This is a genomic window from Qipengyuania citrea, from assembly GCF_024171405.1.
Classification (GTDB): domain Bacteria; phylum Pseudomonadota; class Alphaproteobacteria; order Sphingomonadales; family Sphingomonadaceae; genus Qipengyuania; species Qipengyuania profunda.
On the sequence record NZ_JALJZT010000003.1, the window covers coordinates 83,970 to 98,881 of the forward strand.

Below are 14,912 nucleotides of genomic sequence, written 5' to 3' on the forward strand. Positions count from 1 at the left end.
TTCAGCCTTCCAGCGACTTCACTTCGACGAGTTCCGGCGCGCCAGCGAGCCAGTTCTCGTATCGAGCGAAGACGTCCTTGGTGTATTCCTGAGCGTGATGGAAATCGAATGCATCGCGATCCGCCCACTCTTCGAAAATCATGATCGTGCTCGAACCGTCCGCGGCGCGGCGCGGCTCGAACGCGATGCACCCATCTTCGCCACGGGTCATCGGCACGATGGCGGCCACCGCTTGGCAAGCGGCCTCCATATGCTCCGACTTGACCCGGATGGTGGCGAAGACAGTGTAGCTCATCGTGCGATCAGGCGAACTGCTTCGCGAAGGTCTTGAGCGCGTCGACGACCTTGTTCTTGGTGTCGTCTTCGAACTTGCCCGTGGTGCGGATTTCTTCAAGCACGTCGGCATGTTCGGACCGCATGAAGCTGAGCATCTGGGCTTCGTAATCGGTCACGCGGTCGACCGGAACGCTGTCGATATAGCCATTGGTGCCGGCGAAGATCGACACTGTCTGCTCTTCGAACGGCATCGGCGAGAACTGCGGCTGTTTGAGCAGCTCGGTCAGGCGCGCACCGCGGTTGAGCAGCTTCTGCGTGGCGGCATCGAGGTCCGAGCCGAACTGCGCGAAGGCCGCCATTTCACGGTACTGCGCGAGGTCGAGCTTCATCGAGCCCGACACCTTCTTCATCGCCTTGGTCTGCGCGGCACCGCCGACGCGGCTGACCGACAGGCCGACGTTGATCGCCGGACGGATGCCCTGGTAGAACAGGTCGGTTTCGAGGAAGATCTGGCCGTCGGTGATCGAGATCACATTGGTCGGGATGTAGGCCGACACGTCGCCTGCCTGCGTTTCGATGATCGGCAGCGCGGTCAGCGAACCGCCGCCTTCGGCCTTGCTCATCTTCGCCGCGCGCTCGAGCAGACGGCTGTGGAGATAGAACACGTCACCCGGATAGGCTTCGCGGCCCGGCGGGCGGCGAAGCAGCAGCGACATCTGGCGGTAGGCGACGGCCTGCTTGGAAAGGTCGTCATACACGATCACGGCGTGCATGCCGTTGTCGCGGAAGAACTCGCCCATCGCGCAGCCGGTGTAGGGCGCGAGATACTGCAGCGGAGCGGGCTCCGAAGCGGTCGCGGCGACGACGATCGAATATTCCATCGCGCCGTTTTCTTCGAGCTGCTTGACGATCTGCGCGACGGTCGAGCGCTTCTGACCGACGGCGACGTAGATGCAGTAAAGCTTCTTGCCTTCGTCGTCGCCCGCATTGGCTTCCTTCTGGTTGATGAAGGTGTCGATCGCGACGGCGGACTTGCCGGTCTGACGGTCGCCGATGATCAGTTCGCGCTGGCCGCGGCCGACGGGGACGAGTGCGTCGACGGCCTTGAGGCCCGACTGCACCGGTTCGCTGACCGATTCGCGCGGGATGATGCCCGGCGCCTTCACTTCGACGCGGCGGCGTTCGGTCGATTCGATCGGGCCCTTGCCGTCGATCGGGTTGCCGAGCGCATCGACCACGCGGCCGAGCAGGCCCTTGCCGACGGGGACGTCGACGATGGTGTTGGTCCGCTTGACGCTGTCGCCTTCGCCGATTTCCTGGTCCGAGCCGAAGATCACCGCACCGACATTGTCGGCTTCGAGGTTCAGCGCCATGCCCTGAACGCCGTTGGCGAATTCGATCATCTCGCCGGCCTGCACGTTGTCGAGGCCGTGGATGCGGGCGATGCCGTCACCCACCGACAGCACGGTGCCGACTTCGCTGACTTCGGCTTCGGTCCCGAAATTGGCGATCTGGTCCTTGATGACCTTGGAGATTTCTGCGGCGCGGATATCCATGATGTGTGTCCTTTAAGCCTTCATGGCTTGCGAAAGCGAATTGAGACGGGTGCGGATCGAGGCGTCGATGCGCTTCGAGCCGATGGTGACGACGAGGCCGCCGAGCAGATCGGGCTCGACCTTCGTGGAAAGCTTGACGGTGCGGCCCTCGCGGGCGGTCAGCTTGGCCTTGAGATCGGCCAGCTGCGCATCGGTCAGCGCATGCGCGCTGGTCACTTGGGCAGTGACTTCACCGCGCTGCGCGGCGGCGATCGCGCGGAACGCGGCGATCACTTTGGGCAGCTGGTTCAGCCGGCGGTTCTGCGCCAGCACGCCGAGGAAGTTCTGCGACAGCTCGGTCAGGCCGAGGATCGCCGAAACGCCCCACAGCGCCTTTTTCGCATCGCTGCGCGAGACCTTGGGGTTGGTCGTGACTGCGGCGAGCTCGGCCGATTCGGCGAGCGCGGCCTCGATCTTGTCGAGGTCCGATTCGACCGCGGTCACGGTTCCGTTTTCGCTAGCGAGGTCGAACAGGGCCGAAGCGTAACGCCCTGCCAGGCTAGCCTGAATACCGGCGGAAATATCCACGCGCTTGAGGTCCTCTCGGGTCCGGAAGAAAAGTCTGTGCGATCCAAGCCGGTCGTGGGCGAACGAGAGTCACCCCGGCAAGGTCGGCGCGCGCCTAGCAAAGCCCCCTCGCAATGGCAAGCCGACTCCGGGCCGGGGTGCTGGACTCTGGCGGCAAGCGGCGTAAGTTAAGTGGCATAACGCAACCAGTCACGCGGGAGAGAGCGATGAGAGTGGTGCCACTGGCCCCCAAATGCGGGGTCGAAGTCGAGGATGTGAATCTGGCCGAGGCGGAGGGCGATACGCTCACCGCGATCAAGCAGGCGATATACACGCACGGTGTCGCGCTGTTTCGCGGTCAGGACGATTTCACGCCGGAAGCGCATATCGCTTTCGCCCAGCGCTGGGGCGGGATCGACATCAACAATTACTTCCCGCTGACCGACGAACACCCCGAGATTGCCGTGGTCCGCAAACGCGCCGACCAGGTCACCAATATCGGCGGCGGGTGGCATACCGACCATTCCTACGACCAGGTGCCCGCGATGGGCTCGATCCTCGTCGCGCGGACGCTGCCGCCCAGCGGCGGCGACACGCTATGGGCGCATATGGGCGAAGCCTATGACGCGCTGCCCGACGACCTCAAGGCCGAGATCGAGGGGCTCGAGGCGTTCCATACCGCCGACCATATCTATGACGAAGGCGGTCTCTACGCCAAAACTGACATGGGCAGCGACCTGCGCGGTCAGGCGCTCAAGACCGGCGCGACGCACCCGATCGTGATCCGCCACCCGCAGACCGGGCGCAAGCTGCTTTATGTGAACAGCGCTTTCACCATGCATATCGTCGGCAAGTCATGCGAGGAAAGCCTGCCGCTGCTCCAGCGATTGTGCGATGCGGCGACCGCGGCCGAGAATACCTGCCGCGTGGCGTGGGAACCGGGATCGGTCGCGATCTGGGACAACCGCACCACCTGGCACCTGGCGATGAACGATTACCAGGGCCACGCGCGCGAAATGCACCGCATCACGCTGACCGGCGAACCGCTGGCGGCCTAATTGCGCGCGTTACATTCGTAGACCAGCCGCTCGTTCGCTTCACGCGGAAGCTGGGCCAGCACTTCGCTCTGCAGCTCGCCCAGCTGCGCGGCGGCCTGGTCGCTGCCGCATTCGGGCGCGGAATATTTACCGCGTGCCTCCCGCGCTTCGCTCATCGCACCGCGCGGGAGGAGGTAGCGTTCGGTGCGGAAGATGCGCCGGTCGGGGTCGAAGCTGTTGACCGACACCGCGTCTTCCGAATTGGGGACGAAGACCCGGCTCCAGCTGCCCCCGGCAAAGCCGTATTGCGTGCGCGTGTTGACGCAGCCGTCTGCGGTCCAGTCGAACTCGATATCCTCCACCTTGGCGCTGGTCACGCGGCTGCGTTCGGGCACGAGCGTACACAGCAGCGCCGCCGCGCCCGATGCGGGGGTGTCGCCGCTTGCCGGATCGCCCGCGCCATCGGCCATCGCGGCAGCCACGCGGCGGTCGATCTCGTCGAGGCCGGGACGGGTGAGATAGGCGGCCAGCGCCACCAGCACGACCACTAGCGTCGCCCCGCCGACCAGCCGCAGCCGCTTTTCGTCGCGCGGCTCGGCGCGCCATAGCGTCAGCGCCCATTGGCCGAGGCCGAAGGCGACCAGCAGCAGCACGAAGGCGAGGAACACGCGGTCCTCGCGCTCGACGATCACCCCCTGTTCGGCCTCGAGCAGCGCGCGCTCGCGCTTGGTCCGCTGCACTTCGGAGCGCTGCGCCATATCGGCGCGCGCGGCCATCTGTTCGCGCTGCAGGCGCTCGCGCTCGGCCTCATCGAGATCGGCCATCGATCGGCAGGTGCTGCCGTTGACGCGCGGTTCGACGCCATTGGCACGCAGGAAGGGCAGGAGTTCGCGATTGGAGACCGCGAAGAAGAATTCGGCATCGCCGCCGTCATTGTCTGCGCCGAAGCTGTTGACCCCGACCACGCGCCCGCATGGGTCGAGCAGCGGGCCGCCCGAATTGCCCCGCGCGATCGGGGCGGTGTGGAGGATGGTGTCGAACTGGCGGCTGGGCCGCGCGCCCGAGACATAGCCGCGGCTCTTGACCGGCGGCTGACTGCGGAAAATATCGCTCAGGTCGAGTCCCTGCGCGCGGTCGACATTCATCGGATAGCCGACGCTGGTCACTTCACCGCTGTCGGGCGGGACGCCGCCGGCCAGCACCAGCGGGGGCAGCCGCAAGGCACCGGTGATGCGGATCAGCGCCAGGTCGTTGCGCGGGCTGACCGCGATCGGCTGGCCATAGACCGCCTCGCCGCCGCCGCTGGGGATGATGCCGATGCGCAGCGCATCGTCGCGCAGGGCATCGCGCAGCACATGCGCATTGGTCACCACCTGGTCGCTCGCGACGGCAAAGCCGGTGCCGTGGCTGATCGGGACCAGTTCCTCGCCATCCTCGCCGATGATGATCACGCGCACCACGCCGCGCGCGGCGGCATCGATATCCGCAGGCTCGGCCTGCGCCAGCACCGGTACGAGCAGCACCAGCAGCGCGGCGAGAAAGGTTGGAATGCGTCCCATCGGGCCGTCTTGTGACGATCATTCGCTTTGACCGCAAGCCGCGGGATGCCCGCCCGCCGCGGCGCGGGCAGAAGGCTCCGGAGAGTTCAGCAAGGAGCCATTGATGACCTATCGGATCCAGGGCCTCGAGCCCGGCCAGTTCGCCCGGTTTTTCGCCAGCGACGAAACGGCGCTCGCCCACTCGCTCACGCACAAGGTAATCGCGGGGGAGGAGGGGCGCTATCCGTGCCGGGTCAGCCTGCGCGATGCGGACCCGGGCGATGAACTGGTGCTCACCCACTATACCAACCACGCGGTTGATACTCCCTATCGCAACGCCTTCGCGATCTATGTGCGCAAGGACGCGCGCGAAGCGGCGGACTATATCGACGAAATGCCGCCTATCCTGCGCGGGCGGCCGATTGCGCTGCGCGGATACGATGCCGGCGGCTGCCTCCATACTGCCTCGCTCGCGCTGCAGGACGATGTCGACCGGGTCGTCCGCGCACTGCTGACCGATGACAGGGTCGCCTATGTCGATGCGCATAATGCGATGCATGGCTGTTTCGCGGCGCGGATCGAGCGCTATGATGGGGCCGACCATGAGTGATGCCATCTCCGACGATACCGCCTGGGCGGCGGTCAAGCGGCGCGATCGCAGTTTCGACGGGCGCTTCGTGACCGGCGTGCTGACGACGGGCATCTATTGCCGCCCGTCCTGCGCCGCGCGGCATCCCGATCGCGGCAATGTGCGCTTCTATGTCGATGGCGCGCAGGCGCGGAGTGCGGGCTTGCGCGCCTGCAAGAGGTGCCTGCCCGACGATGTCGGGCGCGACGAGGCGGCGGTGCTGGCGGCGATAGACGAGATCCGCCAGGCCGAAGATACGCCCTCGCTCGCCGCGCTGGCGCAGCTGACCGGCTATTCGCCCGCGCATTTCCAGCGGGTGTTCAAACGCGCGATCGGTCTTTCGCCCGCCGCCTATGCCCGCGCCTTGCGCGAGCAACGCGCGCGCGATGCGCTGTCGGGCGGCGACAGCGTGACCGGCGCGATCTACGAGGCGGGCTACGGCTCGGCCTCGCGCTTTTACGAGAATACGAAAGGACGGCTGGGCATGACGGCAAGTGCATGGGCGAATGGCGGGGCGGGGGCGACAATCCGCTGGGCGGTGGTGGACACCACGATGGGAGCGATGCTGGTGGCGGCGACCGACAAGGGTGTGTGCCGCCTGTCCTTCGGCGAAGACGAGAGCGAATTGCGCCGCCGCTTCCCCAAGGCCGATCTGGTCGAGGGCGGCGCGGCGTTCGGGAAACTGCTTGCCGACGTCGTCGCCAGCGTCGAGGCGCCGGGCGATTTCGCGCATATCCCGCTCGACGTGAAGGGCACCGCTTTCCAGGAAGCGTGCTGGGAAGCCTTGCGCGCGATCCCGCCGGGCGAAACGCGCACCTATGCCGAAATCGCCGCGGCCGCGGGCAATCCCAAGGCGGTGCGCGCCGCGGGCAGCGCCAATGCGCGCAACAATGTCGCGGTGCTGATCCCCTGCCACCGCGTCGTGCGCAAGGGCGGCGATCTGGGCGGCTATGCCTATGGCCAGGACATCAAGCGCGAATTGCTCGAACGGGAGACGAAATGATGGACGGGATCGACGCATTCACCGCGCTGCATGTACCGGGCGATCCGCTGGTGCTGTACAATATCTGGGACGCCGGCAGCGCCCGCGCGGTGGCTGGGGCGGGGGCGAAAGCCATCGCGACGGGCAGCTGGGGTGTGGCCGAGGCCAACGGGTTCAGCGATGGGGAGACGCTCCCGCTCGAGATCGCGCTCGAAAACCTCACCCGCATCCTTTCGGTCACCGACCTGCCGGTGAGCATCGACATGGAGGCCGGCTATGGCGATACCCCCGTCGCAGTCGGAACATCGGTGGGCAAGGCGCACGATGCGGGCGCGAGCGGGATCAATATGGAGGACCGCATGCCCGGCGAAACCGGGCTGCTCCCCGTTGCGCAGGCGGCGGAGCGGGTTGCTGCCGCGGCCGCCACCGGCATTCACGTCAATGCGCGCACCGACGTCTATCTCCGACGCGATCCCAAGGACTACACGCCCGCGCTGGTCGAAGACGTGCTGACGCGCGCCGCTGCTTTTGCCGAAGCGGGCGCGCGCAGCCTGTTCGTTCCCTTCCTCGGCGACCATGCGACGATCCGCGCGATCTGCGAGGCCTCGCCGCTGCCGGTCAACGTCTTGTGGGCGCCGGGCCGCGGTACGACTGCCGAACTGGCCGCGCTGGGCGTCGCGCGGATCAGCTATGGTCATGGCCCGTGGCGCGATGTGATGGCCGTATTGACCGAAGCGGCGAGAGACGCTTTTCGCTAGAGCGCGGGAGAGGCTCACCTTTCGATGATTGTGGCCCTTAAGGGTCGACTAATTACATTGGTTAGATCATCCTTACCTGATGAATGACTCACTATACGCGCCGCTTGCGACGGTAATCGCCGCATCCATTGCTGCTTTGGTTGGTTTGCTGAGTCTTGTCGTCTCAAAAGAAGCGAAAGTATCGGAGTTTCGTCAGGCATGGATAGATAGCTTGCGAAGTGAGGTGGCGTTGCTGCTTGCAAACGCACTCCAATCACTACGAATCACAGTTCGTGGCGCTGATGGAAAGGAAGATAAGAAGGATAACGATCTCGCCGTTCTTAGCGCCAACACTGCGCTATTCCGCATTCGATTGAGGTTAAACGAGAGGGAAACTCCCTCTCAAGAGTTACTATCAGTAATCGACGAAATTGAAAAGTACTCCGATTCTGAAGAATTCTCTAGGGAAGAAATATTGAGACTAGAAAGGGAGCTAACAAATAAAACGAAGAAGGTTCTGAAGTGCGAGTGGGATAGGGTTAGGAAAGGCGAGGTATGGTATAGGTCGGTAAGACTCATACTTTCCTTATTATTGATTACGCTTTTCGTAATCGCAGGAATTTTATTCTATTTGACGTTTTCATAGAAAACTTTCTGAAATTCGATAGAAACAATCTGGTTCGGGTGAGTAGGTCTGTCGAATAAGAAAAGGGACGCGCCAACGGTTGCACTCCTTGTTTTGCGAATGATTCGCATTAACTGGAGGTCATGAGCACCAGACCTTCCCCGCGGACGCTTACCGTCCTCTCGCGCCAGTCCCTTTCGCCCTCGATGATCCGGGTATCACTCGGTGGTCCGGGCCTGGCGGGGTTTCCGCCCGATTTCGCAGGCGGCTACGTCAAGCTCATGCTGGCCCCGGCCACCGCGGGCGGCAAGCCGGTGGTCCGCACCTATACCATCCGCCACCAGGCCGAGGATGCGATCGCGATCGATTTCGCCCTGCACGGCGGCGAGGCTGCGGGCCCGGCGACCCGCTGGGCGCTGTCGGCCACCCCCGGCGACACGATCGAGGTGGGCGGTCCGGGCCTGCCCAAGCCGCTGCCGCAAGGGCGCGATTTCTATCTCGTGGCGGGCGACATGACTGCGCTGCCGGCGATTGGGGTCAATCTCGAAGCATTGCCGGCCGATGCGCGCGGGTTCGCCGCGATCGAGATCCAGGACGAACGCGACCGGCAGGACATCGCTGCGCCCGAGGGTGTCGAGATCGCCTGGCTGGTCAATTCCGAGCCGGGGCAGCGGCCCGCGCTGCTGGTCGATGCATTGCGCAATGCCGCGCGGCCCGAAGGCGCGCTCGCCGCATGGGCAGCGTGCGAATTTTCCGCAATGAAGCGGCTGCGCGAATATCTGCGCGGCGAACTCGCGCTCGCGCCCGCCGATCTCTACCTTTCCAGCTATTGGAAACACGGCATGATCGAGGACGAGCATAAGCTCGCCAAACAGCAGGACGCCGCCGCGCAGCCCGCCTGAATCAAACCGGGGCGGACCCAAGGCCCGCCCCGCATGATCCGAATTCGCAGCCCGATCAGAGGCCCGAGTTCATCCCGTCGACACTCTTGCTGACGAGGATGTTGACCGCCACGCGGCGGTTCTGCGCCTTGCCCTGTTCGGTGGTGTTGTCCGCCGCCGGGTCGGCCTCGGCCATGCCGGTCGGGGTCAGCATCCGGTAAGGTGCCCAGTCGCATTCCTGCTGGAGGAAGTTGACCACGCGCGAGGCGCGCTTCTCGCTCAGCTCCTGGTTGTATTCATAGTCGCCGGTCGAATCGGTGTAGCCGACCACCAGCAGCAGCGCGTTGTCGGTACTCTTGGCCTGCGCCGCGGCCTGGCACAGCTCGTAACGCGCCTGCTGCGACAGATTGTACTTGGCCGTGTCGAAATAGACGTTGGTCGTGCCCTTGATATTGTACTGGTCGATATTCGCGACGCGGCCGCGCAGCGCCTCGGTCGCGGCTTCATTGGCGGTAAAGCGCTGGTCGGTGCCGCTGTGAATCATCCGCGCGGTTTCGAGATGCTTGCTCTTGAGCGCGATCTTGGTGGCGATCAGCCCGCGATCGGCCCATTCGACCGTCTCGACATCGACCGGCAGGCCATTGAGCAGGTCGGCAGGCGAAAGCTGGTCCTTGTCGAGACCGAGGAAGCCGCCGCTGCTGCGGATTTCGGTCGCCGGGCTGATAGCTACGACTGTGCGCATGCCATCGGCGCTGGTGACCTGGATCTTGTTATCCTGGCGCGCCGAGATCACGCCTTCGAATTCGGGGCCTTCGGGCATGCCGGTCAGGTCGCTGGGCGTGGTGCCCACGACAGTCATCGGTTCGCCTTCGCTTCGTACACTGCCCTGCGGATCGAGTTCCTGCGCCTGCGCACCGGCGGCGAGGGGGAGGGCGAGCGCGGCGAGCGCTGCGACTGTCTTCGAACTCTTGGATAAGGCAATCATATTCATACTCCTTCAATTCGAACCGACACGGGCCGTCGAGCGGATGTGGAATGCCGCTTTCTCCCCAATTGCGCCTGTGCGGTCAATCAGCCCCCTTCATTCGGTAACGGCTTGGTCGAGCGGCGCGGGGCCGCAGGCGGGGGCTGGTGTTGCCCGCAGCCTGTCTCGCAAATGAACCGCCGGGGGCAAGTCGGGCGCCATACGGATGGGCAGGGCGCGAACTGCGATGAACCGACGCTTACGGCGTCCGGGCCCAGCCGGCCTGCGCGGGCTCGAGCGTGTCGAGGAAGGCCTCGGCGCTGTCGAGACAGTCGCGCTGGCGCTCCTCGCCCATCCGGTCCCAGGTGGCGTAGATGCGCCCGATCCGGTGGTTCTGCTCCAGCCGCTCGCGGTGCCGGTCCATGAAATGCCAGTACAGCGGATTGAACGGGCAGGCGCCTTCGCCGGTCTTCTTGCTCGGCGAATAAGCGCAGCCCGCGCAGTAATTGCTCATCTTGTTGATGTAATTGCCGCTTGCCGCATAGGGCTTGGAGGCCAGCTTTCCGCCATCGGCATAGAGGATCATCGCCGCCACATTGGGCAGCTCGACCCATTCATAGGCATCGGCATAGACCACGAGGTACCAGTCCTGCACCTCGCGCGGGTTGACCCCGGCGAGAAGCGCGAAATTGCCGAGCACCATCAGCCGCTGGATATGGTGCGCATGCGCATTGTCGCGGGTCGAGCGGATGCAGTCGGCGAGGCAGGCCATGTCGGTTTCGCCGGTCCAGTAAAACTCGGGCAGGCCGCGCTGCGCGTCGAGCGCATTGGCTTCCTGCAAGTGCGGCATCTGGTGCCAGTAGAAGCCGCGGACATATTCGCGCCAGCCGATGATCTGGCGGATGAAGCCCTCGACGCTGTTGAGCGGCGCGCGCCCCTCGCGATAGGCTTCCTCCGCGCGGCGGCACAGCTCGAGCGGGTCGAGCAGGCCGAGATTGATGCTGGTCGAAAGCATCGAATGGAACAGATCGTCCTCGCCCGCGACCATCGCGTCCTGATAGGGGCCGAAGCATTCTATCCGCTCGGCGAAGAAGGCATCGGCGGCCTCTTCGGCCTCGTCGCGCGTCACCGGCCAGCCGAATGTGTCGAGCGAGCCGAAATGGTCGCCGAACCGCGCCTCGACCAGCTCGATGACCTCCTGCGTCACGGCATCGGGTGCGAACTTTGGTCGTTCGGGGGCGGCAAGCCCGTCCTTGGGCGGCTTGCGGTTCTCGCTATCGTAATTCCACGCGCCGCCTTCGGGCTTGCCGTCCTCGGCCATGAGCAGCCCGGTCTTGCGGCGCATCTCGCGGTAGAAGAACTCCATCCGCAACTCCTTGCGGTCCTGCGCCCATTCGTCGAACTCGGCCTGACTGCAGATAAAGCGGTCGTCGCGCAGGATTTCTATTTCGCAGGCGAACTTGTCCGCCCATTGCTCAATGTCCTGCCTGACGCGCCATTCGCCCGCCTCGACAACGCTGACGAGACGAGGCTCGTGCCGTTCGATCGCGCGCGCGACCTCGCCGGTGAAGCTGCCCGCATTCTCCGGATCGCCAAGTTCGGTGTAGTCGATGCTCCATCCCGCACCGCGCAATTCCGCGGCGAAATGGCGCATTGCGGAAAAGATCAGCGCGATCTTCTGCTTGTGGTGGCGGACATAAGTCGCCTCGTCCCACACCTCCATCATCAGGATGACGGTATCGTCCTTGGTGCGCCCGCGCAGGCTGGCAAGGTCGCGGGTCAGCTGGTCGCCAAGGATGGGCACGAGGACGGGGCCGGGCATGGTTGTTCCAATGCCCGGCTCCCGCGAAGGTGCCTTACAGCTTGGCGATTTCCTGCTTCGCCGCATCCATGCCCTGTTCGATCACCTCGGGACCGAAGCCCGCCTTCTCGACGCGGACGAAATGCAGATCGTCCACCCCGATAAAGCCGAAGAAGGTGGTCAGCAGGCTTTCCTGGTTCTCGGCCAGCTGGTCGGTCGAATATTCGCCGCCGCGCGCGGAGGCGACCACGACCTTGCGGCCGCCCGCCAGGCCTTCGGGTCCGTTTGCGCCATATTTGAACGTCACGCCGGGCACGCCGAGCCGGTCGAGCCATGCCTTGAGCTGGCTGGGGATGGTGAAATTGTACATCGGCGCGCCGACGATCACCACGTCGCTGGCGAGGAATTCGTCGAGCACCGCGCGCTGTTCGGGATAGGCCGCGGCAACCGCTTCCTCATGCGTTTCGGGCGGGGTGCGGATCGCGCTGGTGGTAATCGGGTCGATATGCGGCAACGGTTCGGCCACGAGATCGCGCGTGACGACCTTGGCCTCGGGATGCTTGGCAGTGAAATGGGCGAGCAGTTCGTCGGTCAGCTTGCGGCTGATCGACTGGTCGCCGGTGGTCGAGCTGTCGATACGAAGGATTTGCATAGGGGGAACTCCATAGTTACTGTTGATAACCTGGAGGCCATATGGAAACTGTACCCCACCCCGCGCAAGAAGGCACTTCGTTGTCCGATAGGGACACGGGTGTTCCCCTTGAGGTTCATAATGCGCCGCAATGCACCGCGGTGAACGACATCCTCGCGCGTGTCGGCGACAAATGGTCGGTCCGCGTCGTGATGGGGCTGGCCGACGGGTCGCGGCGGTTCAACGAATTGCGGCGCGATATCCCGGGTATTTCGCAGCGCATGCTGACGCGCACGCTGCGCGGGCTGGAGCGCGACGGGCTGGTCAGCCGCGCGGTCACCCCCAGCGTGCCGCCGCGGGTCGACTATGCGCTCACCGCGCTGGGCCGCTCGCTGTGCGATCCGGTGGCGCAGCTGGGCAATTGGGCGATTGCCAATATCGGCAAGGTCGAGGCCGCGCGTGCGGTCTATGACGGCGGACAGGACTAGGCCGGAAGGTCGAGCTTTTCGCGCAGCATGTCGAGCGCGGCGCGCAGCGCGGCGATTCGCACGCCGTCGCGGCCGATCGGCCCGAAATGCTCTTCGCGATGGCTCAGCGATCCGTCGGCGCCGGCGAGCGCAAGATGGACGAGGCCTTCCTCGTCATCCTCACCCGCGGGCCCGGCGAAACCCGTGATCGAGATCGCCAGCTGCGCCTGCGACCGGTCGAGCGCGCCCGCGGCCATCGCCTCGGCGACCGCGCGGCTTACCGCCCCGCAATTCGCCACCAAATCGTCGGCCAGGCCGAGCAGGTCGCATTTCGCCTGGTCCGAATAGGCCACGAAGCCGCGATCGAAGACACGGCTGTAGCCCGGGACATCGGTGAACAGCGCGGCGAGCAATCCGCCGGTGCAGCTTTCCGCGGTCGCCAGCTGCCACTCCGCATCCCTCGCCGCGCCGAGAATGCGCTCCGCGAGATCGCAGACATCGTCGGGAAGGGCTGCTTCGAGTTCTTCGGCCATACTGTCTCGGTGAACGTCCCGGAGAAACCCGGGGTTCCCGCTGCACGGACCGCATGACCCGCGATGCCCGCGCGGTCCGGCGACCTAGTCCTTGTCGTCTGCCCCGGAATCGTCGTCGTCTGCCTCGTCATCGTCGTCGATATCGCTGAGGTCGGGGAATTTCGCCCCGCTCTCGCGCATGGCCTCGATCCGTTCGATCGCGCGGCGGCCCGGTTTGGGGAAATGCGGGTCGTTGGCAAGCATCTGCAACAGGGCGATGCCATCGTCATACCGTCCCAGTCGCGCCAGGTCATAGGCGAGGCCGATACGGAAGGCGGTGGTTTGCGGCGCGCGGTTGAAGGCCGCGAGATAGGCATCGTGCATCATCGATCCTTCGCGCCCTTCGCGTGCGTAGCTGAGGGCAAAGCGATAGAGCGCCTCGGCATTGGTGGGATCGGTCCGGTTGGCGATCTGGAAGTGTCGCCGTGCATGCGCCCAGGCTTCGCTATCGGTGCTTTCGTCTTCGTACAGACGATGGCTCAGAATGCGGCCCTTGACGATATTGGCGCGCAAATGGCCCGGATCGACTGCCAGCGCCCGGTCCGCGGCCGCTTCGGCGACAACGAAATAGGGGCCGCCCATTTCCTTGTCCTCGACCGCGTCGTCGTCCTTGTGTTCTTCCTTGTATTCCGCGCGCTCTATCTGCTCGAGCCCCAGCTCGGCCATGGCCATTTCGGCATAGGCATCGGCGCTAAGCGCCCCCTCCCGGGCGAAAGCCGCAAGATCGTCGCGGGTGTCTTCGAGCTTGTTTCTACCCAGGCGGCGCAGGCGGAGTTCGAGCATCCGGCTCTCGGCGAGGGACAAGGTGCTCAGGCTGACATCCTGCGACCAGGGGAACGGCTCCGCCGAGACGCCATATTCGATATCCCCGCGCACGTGGCGTTCGAGCTGGCGTTCGAGCTGGCGCAGATCGCCGAACACGGTGCGCGCGGCGGGCAGGGGCTTCTCGCCTGTGGCGAGCCGGTCGATATAGGCGGAAATGCGCGCGCCGCGATCGGGCGCGGTGTACAGCATGTGCGTCAGCCCCCACGACCAGCCGTAGAAGCCGGTGATGACCCTGCCCTCCTCATCGGGCCATGAGAGCAGGCGTTCGATCTGGGCATCGTCGTAATAGCGCAGTTCGGCGCCGCGATGGGTGGCGGGCTTGCCATAGGTCCAGCTGCCATCCTCGCCGAATTCGACCGTGGCGAGGAATTCGGCGAACCCTTCGATCAGCCATGCGGGTGCAGGGACGGCGAATTCGTTGAACATGAAATGGTGGGCATATTCGTGGAACAGCACGCGCTGACCGGTCAGGCTGCGCCACCCGCCGCCGCCGCGATGCGCGATGGCGTAGGTTCCTTCGATTTCGGACGAGTAATAGCCTGCGACATAACGCGAGCCGACCAGCTTCTGGACGCCGCGCCTGCCGTCGAGCAGGTAGATCGTGATCGGGTCCTTGCCCGGCCGATCGGGCTTGTCGTACCAGAACCGCAGCAGGCCATCGAACCGTTCGAGATCGTTGGCGAAATCGGTCAACTCACCTTCGTCGCCAGCCGAATAGATCGTGAAATGCTGCGTGTCGGCGCGCTTCCAGATGTCGTTAGCGGCCTGCGCGGGCGAGGCGAGCAAGGCAAGACAGGCCGTCAGCGCGGCAAGAATTCTGAGCATGGAAAGTAGACCCCCGTAACA

16 protein-coding genes are annotated in these 14,912 nt (G+C 64.8%); 7 read left to right on the top strand and 9 right to left on the bottom strand.

What is annotated here, in order from left to right; translation table 11 throughout:
- Position 1: 1 nt before the first annotated feature.
- Genes J2S32_RS15430 through J2S32_RS15440 form a run of 3 tightly spaced genes read right to left on the bottom strand, consistent with a single transcriptional unit; the run spans position 2 to position 2,399 of the window.
- A complete protein-coding gene (locus J2S32_RS15430) occupies positions 2-295 on the bottom strand; it encodes a putative quinol monooxygenase (protein ID WP_253523340.1) in 294 nt (97 codons plus the stop codon).
- Between the two features lie 7 nt (positions 296-302).
- Positions 303-1,832, bottom strand: a complete 1,530-nt coding sequence (atpA, locus tag J2S32_RS15435) for a F0F1 ATP synthase subunit alpha (protein WP_253523342.1) — start codon at positions 1,830-1,832, stop codon at positions 303-305.
- A 12-nt stretch (positions 1,833-1,844) separates the two neighbouring features.
- Complete coding sequence (locus tag J2S32_RS15440; RefSeq protein ID WP_253523344.1) at positions 1,845-2,399, bottom strand: F0F1 ATP synthase subunit delta; 555 nt, start codon at positions 2,397-2,399, stop codon at positions 1,845-1,847.
- Positions 2,400-2,605: 206 nt separating this feature from the next.
- Between J2S32_RS15440 and J2S32_RS15445 the strand changes: the two genes are divergently transcribed.
- Positions 2,606-3,436, top strand: coding sequence for a TauD/TfdA dioxygenase family protein (locus tag J2S32_RS15445; protein WP_253523346.1), 831 nt, complete (start codon positions 2,606-2,608; stop codon positions 3,434-3,436).
- Here the strand turns inward: J2S32_RS15445 and J2S32_RS15450 are convergent.
- On the bottom strand, positions 3,433-4,974 hold the full coding sequence (locus J2S32_RS15450) for a S1 family peptidase (protein WP_253523348.1): 1,542 nt from the start codon (positions 4,972-4,974) through the stop codon (positions 3,433-3,435). The genes J2S32_RS15445 and J2S32_RS15450 overlap by 4 nt on opposite strands.
- 103 nt (positions 4,975-5,077) lie before the next feature.
- Here J2S32_RS15450 and J2S32_RS15455 point away from each other — a divergent pair, with 103 nt between their 5' ends.
- The 5 genes from J2S32_RS15455 to J2S32_RS15475 all read left to right on the top strand — a co-directional run bounded on the left by J2S32_RS15455 (position 5,078) and on the right by J2S32_RS15475 (position 8,827).
- Positions 5,078-5,563, top strand: coding sequence for a DUF1203 domain-containing protein (locus J2S32_RS15455; protein ID WP_253523350.1), 486 nt, complete (start codon positions 5,078-5,080; stop codon positions 5,561-5,563).
- The gene (ada, locus tag J2S32_RS15460; RefSeq protein WP_253523352.1) at positions 5,556-6,584 is read left to right on the top strand and encodes a bifunctional DNA-binding transcriptional regulator/O6-methylguanine-DNA methyltransferase Ada; all 1,029 of its coding nucleotides are present in this window, start codon (positions 5,556-5,558) and stop codon (positions 6,582-6,584) included. The genes J2S32_RS15455 and ada overlap by 8 nt, the downstream gene beginning before the upstream one ends.
- On the top strand, positions 6,581-7,321 hold the full coding sequence (locus J2S32_RS15465; protein WP_253523354.1) for an isocitrate lyase/PEP mutase family protein: 741 nt from the start codon (positions 6,581-6,583) through the stop codon (positions 7,319-7,321). Before ada ends, J2S32_RS15465 begins: the two co-directional genes overlap by 4 nt.
- Before the next feature lie 79 nt (positions 7,322-7,400).
- Positions 7,401-7,946 (top strand): hypothetical protein, encoded by a 546-nt coding sequence (locus J2S32_RS15470; RefSeq protein ID WP_253523356.1) that lies wholly within the window; start codon positions 7,401-7,403, stop codon positions 7,944-7,946.
- A gap of 122 nt (positions 7,947-8,068) precedes the next feature.
- Entirely contained in the window at positions 8,069-8,827 is a 759-nt protein-coding gene (locus tag J2S32_RS15475) for a siderophore-interacting protein (RefSeq protein ID WP_253523359.1), read from the top strand.
- A 55-nt stretch (positions 8,828-8,882) separates the two neighbouring features.
- On the opposite strand, the gene J2S32_RS15480 is transcribed toward J2S32_RS15475, so the two are convergent.
- The 3 genes from J2S32_RS15480 to J2S32_RS15490 all read right to left on the bottom strand — a co-directional run bounded on the left by J2S32_RS15480 (position 8,883) and on the right by J2S32_RS15490 (position 12,223).
- Positions 8,883-9,791, bottom strand: coding sequence for an OmpA family protein (locus J2S32_RS15480; protein ID WP_253523362.1), 909 nt, complete (start codon positions 9,789-9,791; stop codon positions 8,883-8,885).
- Positions 9,792-10,029: 238 nt separating this feature from the next.
- Complete coding sequence (locus tag J2S32_RS15485; RefSeq protein ID WP_253523365.1) at positions 10,030-11,592, bottom strand: cryptochrome/photolyase family protein; 1,563 nt, start codon at positions 11,590-11,592, stop codon at positions 10,030-10,032.
- A gap of 34 nt (positions 11,593-11,626) precedes the next feature.
- Positions 11,627-12,223, bottom strand: coding sequence for an FMN-dependent NADH-azoreductase (locus tag J2S32_RS15490; RefSeq protein ID WP_253523368.1), 597 nt, complete (start codon positions 12,221-12,223; stop codon positions 11,627-11,629).
- Positions 12,224-12,264: 41 nt separating this feature from the next.
- Between J2S32_RS15490 and J2S32_RS15495 the strand changes: the two genes are divergently transcribed.
- Positions 12,265-12,690 carry a winged helix-turn-helix transcriptional regulator gene (locus J2S32_RS15495; RefSeq protein ID WP_253523370.1) on the top strand — a complete coding sequence of 142 codons (426 nt, stop codon included), beginning with the start codon at positions 12,265-12,267 and terminating at the stop codon, positions 12,688-12,690.
- Here the strand turns inward: J2S32_RS15495 and J2S32_RS15500 are convergent.
- Together J2S32_RS15500 and J2S32_RS15505 are read right to left on the bottom strand one after the other, a co-directional pair.
- Positions 12,687-13,202, bottom strand: coding sequence for a CinA family protein (locus J2S32_RS15500; RefSeq protein WP_253523373.1), 516 nt, complete (start codon positions 13,200-13,202; stop codon positions 12,687-12,689). The two genes, J2S32_RS15495 and J2S32_RS15500, sit on opposite strands and share 4 nt — an antisense overlap.
- 84 nt (positions 13,203-13,286) lie before the next feature.
- Positions 13,287-14,891 (bottom strand): DUF1570 domain-containing protein, encoded by a 1,605-nt coding sequence (locus J2S32_RS15505; RefSeq protein ID WP_253523376.1) that lies wholly within the window; start codon positions 14,889-14,891, stop codon positions 13,287-13,289.
- Between the last annotated feature and the right edge of the window lie 21 nt (positions 14,892-14,912).